The sequence below is a fragment of the Arthrobacter sp. NPDC058288 genome, from assembly GCF_042880995.1.
Taxonomy (GTDB): domain Bacteria; phylum Actinomycetota; class Actinomycetes; order Actinomycetales; family Micrococcaceae; genus Arthrobacter.
Genome location: NZ_JBHVYH010000007.1, coordinates 167,748 through 187,537 on the forward strand (window position 1 = coordinate 167,748; position 19,790 = coordinate 187,537).

16 protein-coding genes are annotated in these 19,790 nt (G+C 66.0%); 12 read left to right on the top strand and 4 right to left on the bottom strand.

The genetic code is table 11. The features are described from left to right. The first annotated feature begins 297 nt into the window (after positions 1-297). The 5 genes from ACFVWT_RS17690 (at position 298) to ACFVWT_RS17710 (ending at position 6,462) form a co-directional block, all read left to right on the top strand. Complete coding sequence (locus ACFVWT_RS17690) at positions 298-1,827, top strand: leucyl aminopeptidase (protein ID WP_390250108.1); 1,530 nt, start codon at positions 298-300, stop codon at positions 1,825-1,827. 237 nt (positions 1,828-2,064) lie between these two features. Next, positions 2,065-3,447: a dihydrolipoyl dehydrogenase gene (lpdA, locus tag ACFVWT_RS17695; RefSeq protein WP_028270850.1), complete on the top strand. Its 1,383-nt coding sequence runs from the start codon at positions 2,065-2,067 to the stop codon at positions 3,445-3,447. A gap of 126 nt (positions 3,448-3,573) precedes the next feature. Further along, positions 3,574-5,310 carry a 2-oxoglutarate dehydrogenase, E2 component, dihydrolipoamide succinyltransferase gene (sucB, locus tag ACFVWT_RS17700; protein WP_390250111.1) on the top strand — a complete coding sequence of 579 codons (1,737 nt, stop codon included), beginning with the start codon at positions 3,574-3,576 and terminating at the stop codon, positions 5,308-5,310. A 147-nt stretch (positions 5,311-5,457) separates the two neighbouring features. Continuing rightward, the gene (locus ACFVWT_RS17705) at positions 5,458-5,808 is read left to right on the top strand and encodes a hypothetical protein (RefSeq protein ID WP_390250113.1); all 351 of its coding nucleotides are present in this window, start codon (positions 5,458-5,460) and stop codon (positions 5,806-5,808) included. A gap of 222 nt (positions 5,809-6,030) precedes the next feature. After that, positions 6,031-6,462 carry an OsmC family protein gene (locus ACFVWT_RS17710; protein ID WP_390250115.1) on the top strand — a complete coding sequence of 144 codons (432 nt, stop codon included), beginning with the start codon at positions 6,031-6,033 and terminating at the stop codon, positions 6,460-6,462. 140 nt (positions 6,463-6,602) lie between these two features. Here the strand turns inward: ACFVWT_RS17710 and ACFVWT_RS17715 are convergent, their stop codons facing one another. Next, positions 6,603-10,157 carry a S41 family peptidase gene (locus ACFVWT_RS17715; RefSeq protein WP_390250291.1) on the bottom strand — a complete coding sequence of 1,185 codons (3,555 nt, stop codon included), beginning with the start codon at positions 10,155-10,157 and terminating at the stop codon, positions 6,603-6,605. Between the two features lie 73 nt (positions 10,158-10,230). Between ACFVWT_RS17715 and ACFVWT_RS17720 the strand changes: the two genes are divergently transcribed. Continuing rightward, positions 10,231-11,124 (top strand): TIGR01777 family oxidoreductase, encoded by an 894-nt coding sequence (locus ACFVWT_RS17720; protein ID WP_390250117.1) that lies wholly within the window; start codon positions 10,231-10,233, stop codon positions 11,122-11,124. Between the two features lie 12 nt (positions 11,125-11,136). Here the strand turns inward: ACFVWT_RS17720 and ACFVWT_RS17725 are convergent, their stop codons facing one another. Then, positions 11,137-12,816, bottom strand: coding sequence for a protein kinase (locus ACFVWT_RS17725; protein WP_390250119.1), 1,680 nt, complete (start codon positions 12,814-12,816; stop codon positions 11,137-11,139). Positions 12,817-12,920: 104 nt separating this feature from the next. On the opposite strand from ACFVWT_RS17725, the gene lipB reads away from it, so the two are divergent. The 4 genes from lipB (at position 12,921) to ACFVWT_RS17745 (ending at position 15,943) form a co-directional block, all read left to right on the top strand. Continuing rightward, complete coding sequence (lipB, locus tag ACFVWT_RS17730; protein ID WP_390250293.1) at positions 12,921-13,598, top strand: lipoyl(octanoyl) transferase LipB; 678 nt, start codon at positions 12,921-12,923, stop codon at positions 13,596-13,598. Further along, positions 13,595-14,602: a lipoyl synthase gene (gene lipA / locus ACFVWT_RS17735; RefSeq protein ID WP_390250121.1), complete on the top strand. Its 1,008-nt coding sequence runs from the start codon at positions 13,595-13,597 to the stop codon at positions 14,600-14,602. Before lipB ends, lipA begins: the two co-directional genes overlap by 4 nt. 89 nt (positions 14,603-14,691) lie before the next feature. Next, the gene (locus ACFVWT_RS17740) at positions 14,692-15,456 is read left to right on the top strand and encodes a DUF4191 domain-containing protein (protein WP_209745935.1); all 765 of its coding nucleotides are present in this window, start codon (positions 14,692-14,694) and stop codon (positions 15,454-15,456) included. A 124-nt stretch (positions 15,457-15,580) separates the two neighbouring features. Further along, positions 15,581-15,943: a DUF3817 domain-containing protein gene (locus tag ACFVWT_RS17745; protein WP_390250123.1), complete on the top strand. Its 363-nt coding sequence runs from the start codon at positions 15,581-15,583 to the stop codon at positions 15,941-15,943. A gap of 212 nt (positions 15,944-16,155) precedes the next feature. Here the strand turns inward: ACFVWT_RS17745 and ACFVWT_RS17750 are convergent, their stop codons facing one another. Further along, the gene (locus ACFVWT_RS17750) at positions 16,156-17,607 is read right to left on the bottom strand and encodes an MFS transporter (protein ID WP_390250125.1); all 1,452 of its coding nucleotides are present in this window, start codon (positions 17,605-17,607) and stop codon (positions 16,156-16,158) included. A gap of 102 nt (positions 17,608-17,709) precedes the next feature. Here ACFVWT_RS17750 and ACFVWT_RS17755 point away from each other — a divergent pair, with 102 nt between their 5' ends. Continuing rightward, a complete protein-coding gene (locus tag ACFVWT_RS17755) occupies positions 17,710-18,591 on the top strand; it encodes a helix-turn-helix transcriptional regulator (RefSeq protein WP_390250127.1) in 882 nt (293 codons plus the stop codon). Then, positions 18,588-18,989, top strand: a complete 402-nt coding sequence (locus tag ACFVWT_RS17760; protein ID WP_390250129.1) for an NAD(P)H-binding protein — start codon at positions 18,588-18,590, stop codon at positions 18,987-18,989. Before ACFVWT_RS17755 ends, ACFVWT_RS17760 begins: the two co-directional genes overlap by 4 nt. A 285-nt stretch (positions 18,990-19,274) precedes the next feature. Here the strand turns inward: ACFVWT_RS17760 and ACFVWT_RS17765 are convergent, their stop codons facing one another. Beyond that, positions 19,275-19,712 carry an RDD family protein gene (locus ACFVWT_RS17765; protein ID WP_390250131.1) on the bottom strand — a complete coding sequence of 146 codons (438 nt, stop codon included), beginning with the start codon at positions 19,710-19,712 and terminating at the stop codon, positions 19,275-19,277. Positions 19,713-19,790 lie beyond the last annotated feature (78 nt).

Below are 19,790 nucleotides of genomic sequence, written 5' to 3' on the forward strand. Positions count from 1 at the left end.
GCGGCGGAGGCGGGTTCGTCAACACTATGGGTGGGGGGATCCGCGCAGATCCGCCGGATATTTTCTACAACGCACCGGCCGGCCGAAGCATTCCGCCACGGCGGCGCGCACCGGCAATGTGCTGCAGGTCTCATCAGATTCAGTGCGGCCGGGGCGGAGAGACTACGATCGGAACTGGCCCTACGCACGCCTTGCAGACACCGGGTTGCGTCTCAAGCCGACAACGGCCTGTTCCATGGCGGGGCGCCAAACATGCGATTCCTGCCGAAAATCACAGAGAATTGAGGACTGATCCTCGTGGTCAAGAATACTGAAATCAAACTTAGCGTCATTGCCCGTGACGTTAAGAAGTCGCCCACGGACGCCCTGGTCATAGGCGTGGCCCAGGGGCCCGACGGTCCCGTGCTGCTGGACAACCCGCTGACGGCCAAGTCCGCCGAGGCCATCGCGGAGTCCCTGAAGGTTCTTGGCCTCACCGGCGCGGCCGACCAGGTCCACAGGCTGCCCGGCCTTCCGGAAGCGGGCGCCGCAGTACTGGTGCTGGCAGGAGTCGGCAAGCCCGGCGCCGGAGGAAGACTCACGGAAGAGGCGCTGCGCCGCGCCGCCGGCTCCGCCATCCGTCAACTTGCCGGCCTCACCACGGTGACACTGGCCCTTCCGACGGCGTCCCCTGCCGACGTCGCGGCCATCGCCGAGGGCGCCGCCATGGGTTCGTACTCGTTCACCGAGCACCGTTCGGAAGCCAACGGCCGCAAGGAACCCGTGAAGAACGTGGTGATCTTCACCGACTTCGCTGCCGACAAGGACCTGCAGCCCCTGCTGAACCGCTCGGCCCTGATCGGGAAGGCCGTCAACGCAACCCGTTCGCTCGTGAACCAGCCGCCCAGCCACCTTTTCCCCGAGTCCTTTGCCGATGCCGCCAAGGAACTCTCCAAGGGCCTGCCGGTCAAGGTCACCGTGTGGGACGAGAAGCGCCTCGAGAAGGAGGGCTTCGGCGGGATCATGGGTGTCGGCAAGGGGTCCACCAGGCAGCCGCGGCTGGTCAAGGTGGAGTACGCACCGTCCAAGGCCTCGGCCAAGATCGCCCTTGTGGGCAAGGGCATCACCTTCGACACCGGCGGAATCTCCATCAAGCCGGCCCTCGGCATGGGTGACATGAAGAGCGATATGGCGGGCGCCGCCGTCGTACTTAACACCGTGCTGGCCATCGCGGGCCTGGGTCTGCCCGTTAAGGCGACCGCATGGCTGTGCATTGCCGAAAACATGCCCTCCGGGGCAGCGCAGCGCCCCGCGGACGTCCTCACCATGTTCGGCGGCAAAACGGTCGAGGTCCTTAATACGGATGCCGAAGGCCGGCTGGTCATGGCCGACGGAATCGTGGCGGCCAGCCAGGAGTACCCGGACGCCATCATCGACGTCGCCACCCTCACCGGCGCCCAGCTGATCGCACTGGGCAACCGGACAGCCGGCGTCATGGGCTCGGATAGCGTCACCGGCCCGCTCAAAGCCGCGGCCGACCGCGCCGGCGAACTGGTGTGGCCGATGCCGCTGCCGGAAGAGCTCCGCGCCAGCATCGATTCCGAGGTTGCGGACCTGGCCAACATCGGTGAGCGCCACGGCGGCATGATGACCGCCGCCGTGTTCCTGCGTGAATTCGTCGGCAAGGGCAAGGACGGCGAGCAGATCCCGTGGGCCCACATCGACATCGCAGGCCCGTCCTTTAACAACGGCAGCCCCTACGGCTACACCCCGAAGCAGGGCACCGGCTGCACTGTCCGCACCCTGGTGGCCTATGTGGAAGACGTACTGGCGGCGTCGGCCAGTTAAGCCGTTCGCGGCTTTGTGGCGGTGCGTGATTCGTCCGCCACAAAGCCGCGTGACACTCGACACAAGCGCTCCACAAACGCCGTGACAAGGTGGAGCATGGATAAGTGGTTCGCTAAGGTGAACTGCGGTAGTCACAAATGCAAGAGAACCTGCCTGCTGGCATAATCACGGCAGAGCAAGTTCCAAGACCAGATGATGCGTACTCTCGTGTCATCGTTCACGCGAGGGAGCGTCTAAGTGGCCGATCAGGCAACTGCGCAAGAATTCGACATCCTGGTACTCGGTGGTGGCAGCGGCGGATACGCCACCGCCCTCCGCGCCGTTCAGCTTGGCCTCACCGTTGGCCTCGTGGAGAAGGGGAAACTCGGGGGCACCTGCCTGCACAACGGCTGCATCCCCACCAAGGCACTCCTGCACTCCGCCGAGCTCGCCGACCACGCCCGCGATTCCGCAAAGTACGGCGTCAACGTCACGCTGGACAGCATCGACATGAGTGCTGTCAACGCTTACAAAGACGGCATCATCGCCGGTAAGTTCAAGGGCCTGCAGGGCCTGATCAAGTCCAAGGGCATCACCGTCATCGAGGGTGAAGGCAAACTCCAGGGCACCGACACCGTCGTCGTAAACGGCACCGCCTACAAGGGCAAGAACATCGTGCTCGCCACGGGCTCCTACTCCCGTACCCTGCCGGGCCTGGAAATCGGCGGCAAGGTCATCACCTCCGACGAAGCCCTCACCATGGATTACATCCCCAAGAGCGCCATCATCCTGGGCGGCGGCGTGATCGGCGTCGAGTTCGCCTCGGTGTGGAAGTCGTTCGGCGTGGACGTCACCATCGTGGAAGGCCTGCCGTCGCTGGTCCCCAACGAGGACGCTGCAATCGTCAAGAACTTCGAGCGCGCGTTCAAGAAGCGCGGCATCAAGTTCTCCACCGGCGTTTTCTTCCAGGGCGTTGAGCAGAACAACGACGGCGTCAAGGTCACCCTCGTTGACGGCAAGACCTTCGAAGCCGACCTGCTCCTCGTGGCCGTCGGCCGCGGACCGGTCACCGCCAACCTTGGCTACGAAGAAGCCGGCATCACCATCGACCGCGGCTTCGTCATCACCAACGAACGCCTCCACACCGGCGTCGGCAACGTCTACGCCGTTGGCGACATCGTCCCTGGCGTCCAGCTGGCCCACCGCGGCTACCAGCAGGGCATCTTCGTGGCCGAGGAAATCGCCGGCCTGAAGCCTGTCATCGTTGAGGATGTCAACATCCCCAAGGTCACCTACTCCGAACCCGAAATCGCCACCGTGGGCTACACCGAAAAGGCTGCCAAGGAAAAGTTCGGCGACGACCAGGTGGAAACGCAGGAGTACAACCTCGCCGGCAACGGCAAGAGCTCCATCCTGGGCACCGGCGGCATCGTCAAGCTGGTCCGCCAGAAGGACGGCCCCGTCGTGGGCGTCCACATGATCGGTTCGCGCATGGGCGAGCAGATCGGCGAAGCCCAGCTGATCGTGAACTGGGAAGCATACCCGGAGGACGTGGCACAGCTGCTGCACGCACACCCGACCCAGAACGAAGCCCTGGGCGAGGCCCACCTCGCCCTCGCAGGTAAAGCCCTCCACGGCTAAAACCTCCGCCAGCACCACCGCAAGAACCCAGAGCTTAGTGCACCCGGCATGATCCGCAGGGTGCACTAAGCTCGAACACGGCAGCAATCATCCGCACTAAAGATCAATAAGGAGAACGGGGACGACATGTCTGAATCCGTTAACTTGCCCGCCCTCGGTGAGAGTGTCACCGAAGGAACCGTCACCCGCTGGCTCAAGCAGGTAGGTGACCGGGTAGAGGTGGACGAGCCGCTGCTCGAGGTTTCCACCGACAAAGTAGACACCGAAATCCCCTCTCCGATTGCTGGCGTGATTGAGGAAATCCTCGTCGCCGAAGATGAGACCGCCGAAGTCGGTGCTCCGCTCGTCCGCATCGGTGACGGCTCCGGTTCCGCCGGTGCTTCCGAGGAAGCCGCACCCCTAGAAGCTGCGCCCGCAGAGCAGGCGCCGGCTGAAGAAGCACCCTCGACCGAGGCGCCCGCACCGGCTGAAGCCCCGGCCGCCGAGGCAGCCCCCGCCGCATCCGGCGAAGGCCACGAAGTCACCCTTCCGGCACTCGGCGAATCCGTCACCGAAGGCACCGTGACCCGCTGGCTGAAGGCCGTCGGCGACTCCGTCGAGGTCGACGAACCCCTCCTCGAAGTATCCACCGACAAGGTGGACACCGAGATCCCTTCCCCGGTTGCAGGCACCCTGCAGGAAATCCGCGTCAACGAGGACGAGACTGCCGAGGTTGGTTCCGTTCTTGCCGTCATCGGCTCCGGCGCTGCCGCACCTGCCGCTGCTCCCGCAGCACCGGCACCCAAGCAGGAAGCCCCCGCCGCCGAGGCTCCGAAGCAGGAAGCCCCGGCCGCCCCGGCCGCTCCGGCCGCAGCTCCCGCCAAGGAAGAAGTACCGGCTGCTCCCAAGCAGGAAGCCCCGGCTGCTGCACCTGCGGCAGAATCCGGCGCCCCGGCCGAGTCCGGCTACGTCACTCCCCTGGTGCGCAAGCTCGCCAACCAGCAGGGTGTGGACATCTCCTCGCTGACCGGCACCGGCGTCGGCGGACGCATCCGCAAGCAGGACGTGATCGCTGCCGCCGAGGCCAAGGCTGCTCCCGCCGCAGCTCCGGCAGCTTCAAAGGGCACCCCGGCGTCTGCTCCTTCGGCCGCCGAATCGTCACTGCGCGGCACCGTGCAGAAGGCACCGCGCATCCGTCAGGTCATTGCCCGCCGCATGCGTGAGTCCCTGGACATCTCCACCCAGCTGACCCAGGTCCACGAAGTGGACATGACCAAGATTGCCAAGCTGCGTCTCAAGGCCAAGAACTCCTTCCAGGCCCAGAACGGCGTGAAGCTCACCTTCCTGCCGTTCATCGCCAAGGCGGTAGCGGAAGCCCTGAAGCAGCACCCGAAGGTGAACGCTGCCTACGACGAGGACAAGCAGGAAATCACCTACCACAACGCGGAACACCTGGCCATCGCCGTGGACACCGACAAGGGCCTCCTGGTTCCGGTCATCTCCGACGCCGGCAGCCTGAACCTCGCCGGCCTGGCCGGCAAGATCGCAGACGTGGCAAGCCGCACCCGTGACGGCAAGATCGGCCCGGATGAGCTGTCCGGCGGAACGTTCAGCATCACCAACATCGGTTCCGTTGGCGCCCTGTTCGACACCCCGATCATCAACCAGCCGCAGGTCGGCATCCTCGGCACCGGCGCGATCGTCAAGCGCCCCGTGGTGGTCACCGACGAAAACGGCGACGATTCGATCGCCATCCGCTCCATGATGTACCTCTCCCTGACGTACGACCACCGCCTGGTGGACGGCGCCGACGCAGGACGCTTCCTGCAGACCCTCAAGGCCCGCCTTGAGGCCGGCGCCTTCGAGGCGGACCTGGGGCTGTAAACAACAGCACACGACGACGGCGGTACAGGCACCGGTGGGCAACCACCGGACGGCCTGCACCGCCGTCGTTTTTGTTTACCAAATCGTCGCCGTTTCGGTCCGCGGGGCTTACTACGATGCGTAGAACCCTCTGGCTAGACTGGGCTCATGATTATCGTCTACCACATCATGGTCTTCCTCCATATCATCGGCGCAGCCATGATTGTCGGCATCTGGATCGGCAACATGAAAAAGCCCACGGTGCATCCCCGCCAGTTTGACGGCGCCGCACTGCAGCTCATCACCGGCATCGTCATGATGGGCCTCATCCCGGCCCTGGACATGGATGCGAACTACGCCAAGCTCGGCGTCAAGTTCGCCATCGCACTTGCGGTGGCCGTACTGGCCTTCATAGGCAGCCGTAAATACAAAAAGAACGAGCCGATCAGCAAGGGCCTGGCGCACAGCGTGGGCGGCCTGGCACTGCTGAATGTGGCCATCGCGACTCTCTGGCAGTAACACCAGGAACGCCAACGACGACGGCGACGCTTCCCTTTGGGAGAGCGTCGCCGTCGTCGTTTCCGCCGGGCAATCCCCGCAGAATTCCCTGCCGCCAGTCTGAACGGTCATAATCCTCTAACAGCGGACAGCCCGTGCATCGCACCCGCTGAATCCATAGGATTGGTGCGAAGGTTCGCGCGGAAGCGCGGACCGGATCTGAATCTAAGCTGAGGAGTGGATATGGCAGCAGTACGCACAGCGCACACCGTATGGAACGGCGACCTGTTCGAGGGGTCCGGCAACACCACGCTGGACAGCTCCGGGCTGGGCACCTACGCCGTGACGTGGAAGGCCCGGGCAGAACAGTCCGAGGGCAAGACCAGCCCCGAAGAGCTCATCGCGGCAGCACACTCGGCATGCTTCTCCATGGCGTTCAGCCTTGCGCTCAGCCAGGCCGGCTTCACCGTTGAAGAGGTCCACACCAAGGCCGACGTGACCTTCGTGCCGGGCACCGGCATCACCGGAAGCCACCTGACGGTGAACGCCACCGTCCCGGGTATTTCGGAGGAAGAGTTCCAGAAGATCGCAGGGGAAGCCAAGGTCGGCTGCCCTGTCTCGGGCGCCCTTGCCAGCATTGATATCACCATGGACGCGACACTCGCCGCATCCTAGGCCCGGCGCGAACGCGGCTGCTCCCGGAGCTGGAGCTGCCGCACCGCCGCACGGCGAAGGCCCCGCTCCTGCCCCCTTATTGGGGCGGGAGCGGGGCCTTCCTTTGTCCCGGACCCCGGTGGTCCGTGGGGCCGGCCGGTTTAGTCCTTGCGGGTGCGGGCAGGCAACGGCGCCGGGAGGAGCCGCCGGTAGCCCTCGCGCCGCGGCGGCCGGTCCGTGGGCAGTTCCTGGATCATTTCCTTGAGGGCACCGATACCGTACTCAAGCTGGGGGTCCCTGCCGGCAGCATAGGCGTGCGGCGGGAACGTCACCTCAATATCGGGCGTGACGCCGTAGTTCTCGACGTCCCAGCCCACGCCTCCGCTGAACCAGGTGGCGTAGCGCGGCTGGGTGACCCCGGTGCCGTCCGCGAGGGAGAAGCGGTTGTCGATGCCCACCACGCCGCCCCAGGTCCGGGTGCCAATGACCGGCCCGATCCCGCGCAGCTTGGATACCTGCGTGATGATGTCCCCGTCCGAGCCGGCAAATTCATCGGCCAGGATTACCACCGGGCCACGCGGCGCGTGGTGGGGGTACGTCCGGGGCCTCTCGCCGCGGGGCATGCTCCACCCGGTCACTTTGCGGCCAATGAGTTCCGCAACAAGCTGGGATGTGTGCCCGCCCCGGTTGCGTCGGACGTCCACGATCAGCCCGTCCAGCGCGGTCTCGGTATCGAGGTCGCGGTGCAGTTGTGCCCAGCCGTTCGCCATCATGTCCGGGATGTGGAGGTAGCCGTACGTTCCGCCGGAAGCTTCACGTACAGTCCGGCGGTTGCCGGCCACCCACTCCTGATAACGCAGGCGTTCCTCGTCCTTGACCGGCACCACGGCAATCCGACGCTGCCTGCCTGCCGCGTCACCGTGCGCGGATCCGTTGCGCAAGGTCAGCTCCACAGCCTTTCCAGCGGCCCCGACAAGCTGCATGGCCGGTGTCAGCGCTGCGGACAGTTCCACGCCGTCGATGGCCAGCAGGATGTCCCCCGCCTTGGCGTCGGCCCCCGGCCTGGTAAGCGGTGAGGTTGCCAGCGGGTCCGACGACTCCCCCGCCAGGATGCGCGTGATTTCCCAGCCATTGACGGTGAACGCCAGGTCCGCACCGAGGCGCCCCTGGCCGTTGCTGCCGTTCTCGGTGACAGCTGCCGGACGGACATAGGCGTGCGATGTCCCCAGCTCACCGTGGAGCTCCCACAACAGGTCGACGAGGTCATCATGCGAGCCAAGCCGGTCCACAATGGGACGGTACCGGCGGTGCACGGATTCCCAGTCCTGTCCGGCCATGTCCTCGGTCCAGAAGAAGTCACGCTGGAGCCGCCATGCTTCGTCGAAGGCCTGGCCCCACACGCTGAGCGGGTGCAGCAGGACCCGAATCCGGCTGACGTCCACCTTGACCAGTTGTCCCGAGTCCTCGTCGGCCTTGGCGTCGGCGGGCGCCACCCGGATCTGCTTGTCGTGGAGGAAGACCACCTTCCTGCCGTCACCGGAGACGCGGTAGCTGTCCAGGGCGTCCACAATGGTGGCCGTCTTGCGCTTTGCCATGTCAAAGCGCACCAGGCTTGGCGCGGCGTCCTTGTCGTCAGTGCTCGCCCGGCCGTCCCCGGTGACGCCTGCAAGGGCGTTGTCCAGCCAGAGCAATGCTCCCGGGGTGGCCTCGAGCGCCGAGTAGTTGCCCTGCCGAACCGGAACTCCGATCACACGGTGGGCCAGCCCGTCAGCGTCCACCCGCACAGCCGGCACGTCGGAACCGCTGCTGTTTGCGTCGGCGTTGCCGGCACCGGGACCGGCGGACGCGCCGTCCGGTCCGTCCGCGAGGTCAACCGAAGGGCCAAAGGGCGACGGCGTGTCCGCAGCCAGCGCCACGAGGTAGGGCTTGATGGGGCTGGGGAAGGACAAGTCAAAGGAATGTCCGTCGTAGACGGGGTCAAAACTGCGGTTGGAAAGGAACGCGAGGAATTTGCCATCAGGAGTGAACGATGGCGATGCATCCCGGAAGCGTCCGTCGGTGACGTCCACGATCCGGAATTCCGGATCGTCCACCTTAACAATCCGGAGCCGGCTGCGTGAGCCGAAGGATGTGACCGGTTCGGACCAGCCGAGCCAGGCCGAGTCCGGGGACCAGCAGAGCCCGTCGATGGTGCCCTCGCCGATGCTGGTGACGAGTTTGATGGTCCCGCTGCGGGTATCGGCCACGTACACGTCGCCGAAGGAGGTTCCGACGGCAAGGGTGCGGCCGTCCGGGCTGGCCTCCATGGCACTGGCCCGGGTGGCCTTGGGGAAATCGATCTTCTGCAGGCGTGCGGTACCGGCCCGGTTTGCCTCCATGGCCTCGCTTTCCGGCAGGCCGCCGGCGACATCGCTTCCACCGTCGGCGTTGTGTGCGGCCACCTGCGCGGTGCCGCTTCCATCGTGCCCGGGCGCCACCTGCTGCAGGGAATCATCGCCTGCGGGTGATGCCACGGCAGGGACGTTCGTCCCGGAAGCGGCCGGGACGGGCTTCGGCAGGGACGTTGCGGCCTCCTGTTCCTCGGCCGGCTTGCGGCGCGAAGACGGCGCCGGACGGTCCCCGGCCACCTGCGGAGCGATGTCGTTGATGTAAAGGGCCTCCGCGCCGTCGTGGTCGGCAACGTAGGCAATTCGGCCGTCGATGAGCGGCCGCGGCAGGCGCGCGCGAACACCGGGTGTGGCCTCCACAACCCGTGAAGGCCCGTCCTTGTGGCGGAGCCAGTGAATGGTTCCATGCGCCTCCACCGCACTGGAGGAGCCGCTGTGGTCCGGCATCACGCCGCCCAGGTGCCGGGTGGTCTTCAGGAGTGCCGGCCTGCGCCCCTGTGAAGCCGATCCCAACAAAATATTGAGCTTCACCGCATCGGAACCCAGGTCAGGGACCATCCACAGCTCTCCGGCGGATTCGAACACCACTCGCTTGCCATCCGTAGCGGCATGGCGCACGTAGAAATCTTCGTGGTCGGTGTGGCGGCGGAGCCCGGTGCCGTTCGGCAGTACCGAATACAGGTTCCCGTAGCCTTCGTGGTCAGAGAGGAAGGCGATCCGCCCGTCCACCCACATGGGGTCCGTAAGGTTTCCATCCAGTTCCGGGACGAGGCGTTCAAATTCCCCGTTGCCGTCGGCGTCAATCCAGAGCTTCCCGGCGGTTCCCCCGCGGTACCGCTTCCACCAGGCGGGCTCGCGCGAGAGCACGCTGGCCACAACCACCGGGCGTTCATCACCTATCTCCGGCCCGAACGCCACCGATTCGACGGGTCCGAAAGCGAGTTCCTCCGACCAGCCACCCTCCAGCGGCACACTGTAGGCATGCGTATGGCGGCTTTCGGCCTGCCGGAAAGCGCTGGTGACCAATACATCGCCGGCAGCGGTGAATCCCTTGACCCGGGTGGAAGCATGGCCGAAGTACGTCAGCTGACGGTAGCCTCCGCCGTCGACCTCCGCAGTGACAACCTCGGGCGTTGTGCCCTGCACGACGGTCCACACCAGGCGCTTGCCGTCGGGCGTGAAGCGCGGGTTCCGGGCCGGCAGTTGGAGGGAGGAAACCCGCCAGGCGCGGCCTCCGTCCAGAGGCGCAATCCAGACGTCGTCTTCGGCCACGAAGGTGACCAGATCGCCGTGCAGATGCGGGAAACGAAAGTAGCTCGAGGAGGTCATCGTACGATCATAGTCAAAGTACGCGGGCCGGACGGGAGGTTCCGCCGCCGTGCCGGGCATGGTGAGATGGATCATGCGAATCATCATGGCCGGCGCCTCAGGCCTCATCGGAAGCGACATGTCCGCCCGTCTGAGTTCGGGTGGCCATGACGTCATCCGGCTGGTGCGTCGTGCACCGGCCGGGGCCAACGAATTACGGTGGGATCCGGCGGCCGGACAGCTTGATCCCGCCCACCTTGAGGGCGCTGACGCCGTGATCAACCTTGCCGGAGCCGGGATCGGAGACCGCCCCTGGACCCGCGGCCGCATAGACGAGCTGTTCCGCTCACGGCTGGACCCCACGCGAACCCTCGCCACGGCAATGGCAAAAACAGGGCAGCCGCCCAAGGTCTTCATCAGCCAGTCCGGTTCCAACTACTACGGGGACCGCGGCGCCGAAGTGCTTCGGGAAAACTCCCCTGCCGGTTCCGGAATCATGGCAAGGATCTGCCAGGAATGGGAAGCGGCCGCGCACGGAGCTCCCCCAGGCGTCCGTGTCGTCACACCGCGGACGGGGGTGGTCCTCAGCAGGTCAGGCGGCGCGCTGGGACGTCTGTTGCCGTTGCTTCGGCTCGGCCTTGGCGGGCCACTGGGTAACGGCAGGCAATGCTGGCCCTGGATCACGCTGCCGGACGTGTCCTCGGCCTTCAGTTTCCTGCTGACCTCCCCCTTGTCAGGTCCGGTCAACCTTTGCGCCCCCGAAACAGCGGACGTCAATGCACTGGTTGCGCGGCTGGCCGACGCACTCCACCGGCCCGCCGTCTTCCGGGTGCCCGCGCCGGTACTGCGGCTGGTCATGGGCAAACTGGCCGACGAGCTCCTGCTCGGGAGCCAGCGCATGGAACCTGCCCTGTTGGCCGAGGCCGGATTCGAGTGGATGCATCCGTCGCTCGCACAGGCTGCGGCCTGGGCGACCGGCAAGGATTAGGCCCTGTGGCGCCTACGCCGCAGGCAGGATCTCCTGGATCCGCCACCGGCCGCCGGAACTGACCAGGACCAGGCGAAGCTGCTGCTCGGGGCCGGCTGGTTCCACCGCCACGACATTCCCTCCGGAGTCCGTCTCCCGGTATGCCGAGTTGGCCACGGTTACTGCCACTACCGCTCGTGAAGCCGAGCCGCCGGGCTCTGCCTCGGCACGTGTCAGGGCGCTGTCGAAGCCCGTCAGGATGTGACCGGTTTGCCTCAGCCTTTCGCTGATTTTGGCATCGGCAGCGGCCGCCGGGGAGCTGGCCAGATTGACCTCGTCCAGTAGTTCGAGTTGTCCTGAGCTCAACGCCGCCGACCGCAGCGCTGCCAGGCCCCGTGCGGCCTCTTCCGGCCGTTGTGAAAGCGCCAGCTGCCGGACATCTGCCGGAGCCGGGCCGACGGCGGTCCCTGGCAGAACGTCCGGCGCAGCTGGCGCCTGCGCTGATTCGGGTGCCACTGCCGGTTGAGTGGCCTGTTGTGGGCCCGCCAGGAACCATGCCGTAGCGATTCCCGAACAGGCAAGCACTGCAACCGCGGCGCCGATCCACCGTCGGTTGCTTCCGGCGTGCCGGCCAGGGGCGCGGCCCTTTGGCCTGAGCGGACGGCCGGAGCTGCCCAGTCGCCGGCGCCAGGCGCGCAGCTTCGCCGCACGGCGGGCATTGCGTGACGGCGGAACGTTCCGACGTGTCAGCAGCTGGGGAAGCACTGTGGGGTGGACCGACCCGGAGAGGTCCAGCGGGGCGGGGTCCGCGCTGCGGTAGACAGCACCGGCGAATTCCAGGGCTGTCGGCCGGTCCCGCCGGTCCTCCTTCAAGCCCGCCTCCAATGCGGCGGCCAGGGGCGTCGGCACGCCCGGAACCAGCAGTGATAGAGGCGGCCGGCTTTGGCCGTGTTCCGGCTCCTTCCCCGTCAGGCAGTACCAGCCGATCGCCGCCGCCGAATAGACGTCCCGCTCGGGCTGCAGCCCCGCCCGCAATGCATCGACAGGTGCGGGGTCGACGAAGCCTTCCGTGCCGGCAAGAGCGGAATCCGCGGCGTCGCCCACCATGCGCGTGATGCCGAGGTCCGCCAGCAGGGGCTTGCCGTGGGCCGTGAACAGCACGTTGCCCGGTGCCACATCCGAGTGCATGAAACCTTTGCCGTGCAGGTACCCCAGCGCCTGCGCGAGGGGCGTCAGCACAGTGATGGTTTGACCGACGCTCAACGGGCCGCGGCAGCTGACCAGCCGGGCCAGGGATCCGCCCGCTGCATAGTCCATGACCAGCCCCAGGCCGCCGTCCGCTGCGCCTCCGAGCCTGACAACTTGGTGCGCCTTTACCAGGTGGTCGTGATCCAATGCGGAGAGAATGCGCAACTCACGGCGCACGGCATGTTCCGGGTCCTCCCTGCCGTACGCTCCGGTGCCGGGCGCGGACCGCGCAAGGTGTTCCGGCGGCGCGAAGCATTTCACCGCAAACTCGCGGAAAGTCAGCTCTTCGCGCACAAGCCACACGCTCGCGCTTGCGCCGCGGCCAAGTTCCCGTTCAACCTGGTACCCGGGAACCTCCGGAGCGGCGCCGGCTGCTCCTCCCCGGGTGGCGTCCGGGGAGGCCGCCACCGGAACGTGTGCCGGACCGCCACCGGCCGAACCGCCGTCGTACTCGAAATTCTCCATACCCAAGGAATAGCGGAATCGGCAGAATTCCGCAGAAGTTATCCACAGGCACTGCAGTGAGAGGTTAAGCACAGAACCCGGCTCCCCGGCAGACGGGGTCTAAGCTGGATACCATGACTCTTGAGTTTTCCACGCTGGGTCTTGCGCCGGATTTCGTTGATTACATGAAGGGCTGGGACATCCAGCGCGAACTCCATGACAAAGTCGTCGCAGCTGAAGCGCCCAGTACAGTCCTCCTCCTTGAGCATGCCGCCGTGTACACGGCAGGCAAGCTCACAGAAGACCACGAACGGCCGTTCGACGGAACGCCCGTCGTAGCCGTGGACCGCGGCGGCAAGCTGACCTGGCACGGCCCCGGCCAGCTGATCGCCTACCCGATCCTCAAGCTGAAGAACCGGTCCGGTATCCGTGACTACGTTGAACGGCTCGAAGCCGTCATGATCGCCGTCATGGCCGATTACGGCATCAACGCCGAGCGGATCAAGGGACGCGCCGGCGTCTGGATCAAGGCCGACAGCAAGGGCCCCGACCGCAAGATTGCCGCGATCGGCATCCGCGTCCTGGACGGGGTCACAATGCACGGCATCGCCATCAACTGCAACAATGATCTGGCGCCGTACGCCCAGATCATTGCCTGCGGCATCACCGATGCCGGTGTCACCACGATGTCCATCGAGGCCGGCAGGACCATCACCCCCGGCGATATCGCGGACCGGGTAGTGGAAGAATTCCGCAAGCACGAAGAAGCACTCGTTTCAAGCCCCGAAGGAGCTCTACTGTGACACTGGCACCAGAAGGCCGGAAGATGCTGCGTATTGAGCAGCGCAATGCGGCTACACCGGTGGAGCGTAAGCCGGAGTGGATCAAGGCCAAGGTCCAGATGGGCCCGGAGTTCGTCCAGCTCAAGAACCTGGTGAAGAAGGAAGGCCTGCACACCGTGTGTGAGGAGGCCGGCTGCCCGAACATCTTCGAGTGCTGGGAAGACAAGGAAGCCACGTTCCTGATCGGCGGGTCCGAGTGCACCCGGCGTTGTGACTTCTGCCAGATCGATACCGGCAAGCCCTCCCCGGTGGACATGTTCGAACCCACCAAGGTGGCCCGGAGTGTGCAGGCCATGCAGCTGCGCTACGCCACCGTCACCGGCGTGGCCCGGGACGACCTCGCCGACGAGGGTGTCTGGCTCTACGCCGAAACGGTCCGGAAGATCCACGAGCTGAACCCGGGCACCGGCGTCGAGCTGCTGATCCCGGACTTCTCCGGCAAACCCGAGCACATCGCGGCGATCTGCGACTCCAAGCCGGAGGTCTTCGCGCACAACGTCGAGACCGTGCCGCGGATCTTCAAGCGGATCCGTCCGGCGTTCCGCTACGACCGGTCCCTGGATGTCATCACCCAGGGTCGGAACCTGGGCATGGTGACCAAGTCCAACCTGATCCTGGGCATGGGCGAGACCCGCGAGGAAATCTCCGAGGCCCTGCGGGACCTGCACGAGGCAGGCTGTGACCTGATCACCATCACCCAGTACCTGCGCCCGAGCGAACGGCACCTGCCGGTGGACCGCTGGGTCAAGCCGCAGGAATTCGTCGACCTGCAGCAGGAAGCGGACGAGATCGGCTTCCTCGGCGTCATGTCCGGGCCGCTGGTCCGCTCCTCCTACCGCGCCGGCCGGCTCTGGGCCACCGCGATGCGCAAGAAGGGCTGGGAAATCCCGGCCGAACTCGCGCACATCGAGTCCTCCGGCAGCACCCGGCAGGAAGCCAGCTCCCTCATCGCCGCACACCACTAGGATCTTTCGTAACATTTATGCCTGAGGGCCGGCACCGGAGCAATCCGGCGTCCGGCCCTCAGGCATAAATCACGTAGAATTAAGGCACTATGGCGAATTCCCCTGATTCCAGCAAACCGACTCCGGCAGCCTCCGACGCTCCGAAGCGTGGCCTCTTCTCTCGCAAGCCGAAGGAAGCCAAGGTCAAGAAGCCCAGCAGGCTGAAGCAGATCAATGAAGTCTTCCAGATGACGCGCCGTCACGACCCCATGGTGGTCTGGATGATGCTGCTTGCCTTCCTGGGCGTGGTAGCAGTCAGCTTCCTGGTGGGCTTCCTTCTGGAAAACTGGATCACGGGCCTGATTATCGGCATCCCCCTTGGGCTGCTTGCCGCCACCCTCATCCTTTCGCGCCGTGCTGAACGGGCCGCTTTCGCCCAGATTGAAAACCAGCCCGGCGCCTCCGGCGCCGCCCTGGGAACGCTGAAGCGCGGCTGGATCACCGAAGACCAGCCTGTCGCGGTCAACCCGCGCACCCAGGACGCCGTCTTCCGCGCCATCGGCCGTCCCGGCGTCGTGCTGGTCAGCGAAGGCCCCACCCACCGGGTCCGGCCGCTCGTCGACGCAGAGCGCAAGCGGCTGGCACGGATCCTGCCCAACGTCACGGTCCACGTCATCGAGAGCGGCCGCGGCGAGGGGCAGGTGCCCATCAGCCAGGTCGCCAAGAAGATGAACAAGCTGGACAAGGAACTGACCAAGCTCGAGGTCAACGCGGTTTCGAAGCGTATTTCCTCGCTGGGAAACCGTCTCCCCATCCCTAAGGGAATCGACCCCTACAAAGCCCGTCCGGACCGCAAGGCAGCACGCGGCCGTTAGCAGCACTGGCAACGCCCCGGAAACCGGTCATCTGGCCGGCAACCGGGGCGTTTGCTTTGGGCCATGTGCCCGGCCCTGTCGAAATGTCATCAGAAAAAATGTCGTTGAAAGAATCCGGAGTATCGTGAAACGTCCCTCCAAATCCACTGTCATCCGGATCTTCCGGATCCTCGCCGTAGCCGAAGCCTTCAGCTGGGCGGCGCTCCTCACCGGAATGTACTTCAAGTGGGTGGCCCGGACCACGGAACTCGGCGTGGAAATTGCCGGACCGGTACACGGCGCCCTGTTCGTCGCCTACGGCGTAGCGGCGCTGGCCCTGTGGCGGCTGCAACGGTGGCCATTTCCTGTCGCCCTCTTCGCCGGAGTCTCCGCTGTGTTTCCCTTTGCCACGGTCCTGTTCGAGCGTTGGGCAGGCAAGCGAGGCTACCTGACGCCAGCGGGCGCCGACCAGCACGCAGCCAAGGAACACGAAACGGCCGGCGTCTGAGCCAGCGGGCGCACTGCGCACGTGGATGATTCGGGTAGCGTCCTTGCGGTCGTCATTGCCCCGCACACCAAACGTCATTGCACCCGGGCACAACGGACTGACCTGCACGGGTGCGGCCAAGTGGCCGGTATTCCGTAGAGCGCTTTGAAAGATGCCGAGGCCACGGCCGGCATCGTGGTGCCGTTGTTGAGAGTAAGTTCCATGTCCAGGGGTCAGCGGACCTGTTGGAGCTGCGGCGCCGCGGCAACCCCTGGCTGCTTCGTTGTCCGGCGGGCGGCAAGATCGGCGGGCAGGATAAGGGCCGCGGTCACGGCCAGGCCCACGAGTAGGAGGACACTGCCCGTGGTGAGGGCGACGCTGACCTGCGAGGCCAGGTGAGCCACAGCGGAACCGGTGGCCGGGACGGTCGCTGCGGCAGCGACCGCGATACCCAGCCCGAGGCACGTGCCCACCTGGTGGAAGGTGTTCACCAGGCCCGATGCCGCGCCGGCGTCTGCCGCGGGGGCACCGATGATGCCGAACGAGGTCAGCGGCGCGAAGGCCAAGCCTTGACCGGCTCCAACGAGGACCATGGGCAAAGCCACGCCGGTCAGGTAGACGGTATCGACTCCGACCCGGCTGAGCCAGAACATCCCGGCAAGCGTTACCAGGATGCCGGCCACCAGAGCAATGGAACCCGGCATCCGCCCTGCCAACCGTGGGATGCTCATCGCGACGGCGAAGTTCACCGCCGTCATGGGGAGGAATCCGATACCGGCCTGCAGCGGGTCGAAGCCCAGCACTTCCTGCATGAACTGGGTGGTGAAAAAGAAGAACCCGATCATCGCGCCCAGGTACAGGAAGCGGGCAATGTATGCGCCGGTGCGGCGGCGGCTCCTGAAAAGGCGCAGGGGCATGATGGGCTGGGCCGCCCTGCGTTCGATCAGGACGAACACGACCAAAAGCACGACGCCGGCAGCGACGGCCGTGATGGAGACCGGTGAGGTCCAGCCCGCTTCAGCCGTGTTGATGATGCCGAACACGAGAGCGCCGACACCGAGGGTGGCGCTGAGCGCGCCGAAAGCGTCAAAGCGGCCGCGGGCCCGGACTGTTTCCGGGATGAACCGGGGAGCGAGAAGGATCATCGCGGCGCCAATGGGTACGTTGACGTAGAACCCGGCCCGCCAGGAGATCCAGTGGGCCAGCGCCCCGCCGATGACCAGCCCCAGGCTGGCACCGATCCCTGCGGTGGCACCGTACAACGCGACGGCCCGGGTGCGCTCACGGCCCTCCGGGAAGCTCGCCGTCAGCAGGGACAGCGAGGCGGGCGCGACGATCGCGGCCCCGATGCCCTGGACGGCGCGGCCGGCAATCGCCCACCAGCCCTCCGGCGCCAGTCCGATCAGCAGCGACGCGACCGAGAACACCACCAGTCCGAACACGAAAACCCGCCGGCGTCCCAGCAGGTCTCCTGCCCGGGCGCCGAGCAGCAACAGGCCGCCGAAGACCAGCGTGTACGCATCCTGAACCCAGGAGAGCTCACCGGTGCTCAGCTGCAGGTCAGCCTGCAGGCTCGGCAGGGCAGTGAAGATCACCGAGTTGTCCAGCAGGATCATGAAGTAGCTGGCGAGGATGATCGCCAGGATCGCTGCCGGGCGGGCAGCGGCGGTGGGTTCAGGTTTCATGCATTCAATGCAACCTTGATTCCTTACGGGCCGGGAGTCACTGTCCTTCCGGGTAATGCCAGTCCCTCCCTCGTTCCCGGGCCGCGGCGTAGCGTGGTTGCCATGACACACAGCGACGACGTGCGGAAGTTCCTGACCTCCCGCCGTGCAAGGATCACGCCCGAGGAGGCCGGTCTGCCGGCATACGGCGGCAACCGGCGCGTTGCCGGGCTGCGCCGCGAGGAGGTCGCGATGCTCGCCGGGATGAGCATCGATTACTACATCCGCCTGGAGCGGGGAAACCTCTCCGGCGCCTCGGACAGTGTCCTTGAAGCGCTCGCCCGCGCTCTCAAGCTCGACGACGCCGAAACAGCCCACCTTTTCGATCTGGCCCGCGCCGCCACCGCTTCCCCCCGGGTGCGGCGCAAGCGCAGCCCGCAAACGGTGCGGCCGAGCGTGCAGCGCGTCATCGATGCGATCACGACGGCGCCGGCCTGGGTCCGCAACGACCGCGGAGATGTCCTCGCCGCCAACGAGCTGGGCCGCGCGCTGTATCTGGACTTGATGGCCGAACAGACCACCCCGCCGAACAGTGCACGGTTCACCTTCCTGAACCCGAAAGCCAGGGAGTTTTTCGCTGATTGGGAACGCGCTGCCGATGACATGGTCGCGGTCCTGCGGTCCACCGCCGGGAAAAACCCGTTCGACAAGGACCTCACGGACCTGATCGGTGAACTCTCGACCCGCAGCGAGGAGTTCCGCACCCGGTGGGCCCGGCACGATGTGAAGTACCACCGCGCCGGCCGGAAGCGGCTCCACCACCCGATCGTCGGAGATCTCGACCTGAGCTTCGAAGCGCTGGAACTGCCCGCAGACCCGGGACTGCGCATCAACGTCTACACAGCCGAGCCCGAGACACCCTCCGAGGACGCACTGAAAGTCCTCGCCAGCTGGGCCGCCACCCAGCGTGAAACGCCAAAGCCCTCGGTCAAGGAGAATAAGTGAGCCACCGTCCCCACACCGTCTTGATCGTCGGCGCCACCGGCAGCGTCGGCCGCTGCGCTGTGGCCGAGGCGCTGCAACAGGGCTACGCGGTCCGGGCGCTCGTGCGCGACCGGACCCGCGCCGCCCGCATGCTTCCCGACGGCGTGGACCTCTTCATCGGCGACCTGACCCGCCCCGGAACCCTCGGCCCCGCCACCGACGGAGTCGACGCTATCGTGTTCACCCACGGCACCACCCGACCAGGCGTTGCCTACGCGCAGTGGAAGCTGCGCGGTGAGCGGCTCGTCCGCGCCAGCGGCAACCCGTACACGATCGTGCGCCCCGGCTGGTTTGACTACAATCAACCCGGGCAGCGAAAGATCGTTATGCTCCAGGGCGACAGGCGACGGGCCGGCTAACCCGCCGACGGCGTTATCGCCAGGGACCAGATCGCGCGGGTCCTCATCGACAGTCTTCGCATCGATGCCGCCAAGAAAAAACCCTCGAACTCGTCGCCGACCACGGACCCGGCCAAGACGACCCCACCGCCGCCTTCACGTCCCTGATACCGGACTCAGCCGGGTCTCTCGATGCAGCCGAAGACAGTGTGGAACTGCCGGTGGAGAGCGAGCCCGAAATCTTCCGTGACGACCTCGCCGCCATCACAGCAGGAGGCCCCACAGCCGGAGGCTAAATCGGGGCTGCTACATGCGCACCAGGATGGTGTTCATGGCTTTGTCGTGCAGGCCGCGGTGGTCCGGGTCAAAAATGACCGCCGGGATCACCAGGCACAGCAGCAGGGTGCGGACCAGCGCGGCCAACGGCCCCGCCGGCGCCCCGCCCAGGCGCACCACGTGGATGCCAAGAAGCCGGTGGCCGATGCTGTAGCCAAGCGTGCCGATCAAAAGGATCTGTTCCGCTGCGAAGACGGCCAGTGTGGCCCACGGGTCCCCGCCAAAGGCGTAATTGCTGATCAAGAGTGCAAGTCCCCAGTCAACGCAGATAGCCAGGATCCGACGGCCCGCACGCGCAATCGAACCACGGCCCGCCTCGGGCAAGCCGAGGCGCTCGCCCGGATATTTCGAAATGCCGGACGTGTCCGGCCCGCTCAGCCAGGAGCCTATGTCTCTGCGATCAACCACGGATCAAGCCTATCCGGTGCACGGCGGCCGCGGGTTATCGAATTCCGCCTGTCAACGTTCCGCAGAAGTTCACTCTAT

What these genes read in the sequence shown, in the direction of transcription:
- sucB (WP_390250111.1), top strand. Translation starts at nt 3,574, where the DNA reads ATGTCTGAATCCGTTAACTTGCCCGCCCTCGGTGAGAGTGTCACCGAA.
- ACFVWT_RS17705 (WP_390250113.1), top strand. Translation starts at nt 5,458, where the DNA reads ATGATTATCGTCTACCACATCATGGTCTTCCTCCATATCATCGGCGCA.
- ACFVWT_RS17710 (WP_390250115.1), top strand. Translation starts at nt 6,031, where the DNA reads ATGGCAGCAGTACGCACAGCGCACACCGTATGGAACGGCGACCTGTTC.
- ACFVWT_RS17715 (WP_390250291.1), bottom strand. Translation starts at nt 10,157, where the DNA reads ATGACCTCCTCGAGCTACTTTCGTTTCCCGCATCTGCACGGCGATCTG.
- ACFVWT_RS17720 (WP_390250117.1), top strand. Translation starts at nt 10,231, where the DNA reads ATGCGAATCATCATGGCCGGCGCCTCAGGCCTCATCGGAAGCGACATG.
- ACFVWT_RS17725 (WP_390250119.1), bottom strand. Translation starts at nt 12,816, where the DNA reads ATGGAGAATTTCGAGTACGACGGCGGTTCGGCCGGTGGCGGTCCGGCA.
- ACFVWT_RS17740 (WP_209745935.1), top strand. Translation starts at nt 14,692, where the DNA reads ATGGCGAATTCCCCTGATTCCAGCAAACCGACTCCGGCAGCCTCCGAC.
- ACFVWT_RS17750 (WP_390250125.1), bottom strand. Translation starts at nt 17,607, where the DNA reads ATGAAACCTGAACCCACCGCCGCTGCCCGCCCGGCAGCGATCCTGGCG.
- ACFVWT_RS17755 (WP_390250127.1), top strand. Translation starts at nt 17,710, where the DNA reads ATGACACACAGCGACGACGTGCGGAAGTTCCTGACCTCCCGCCGTGCA.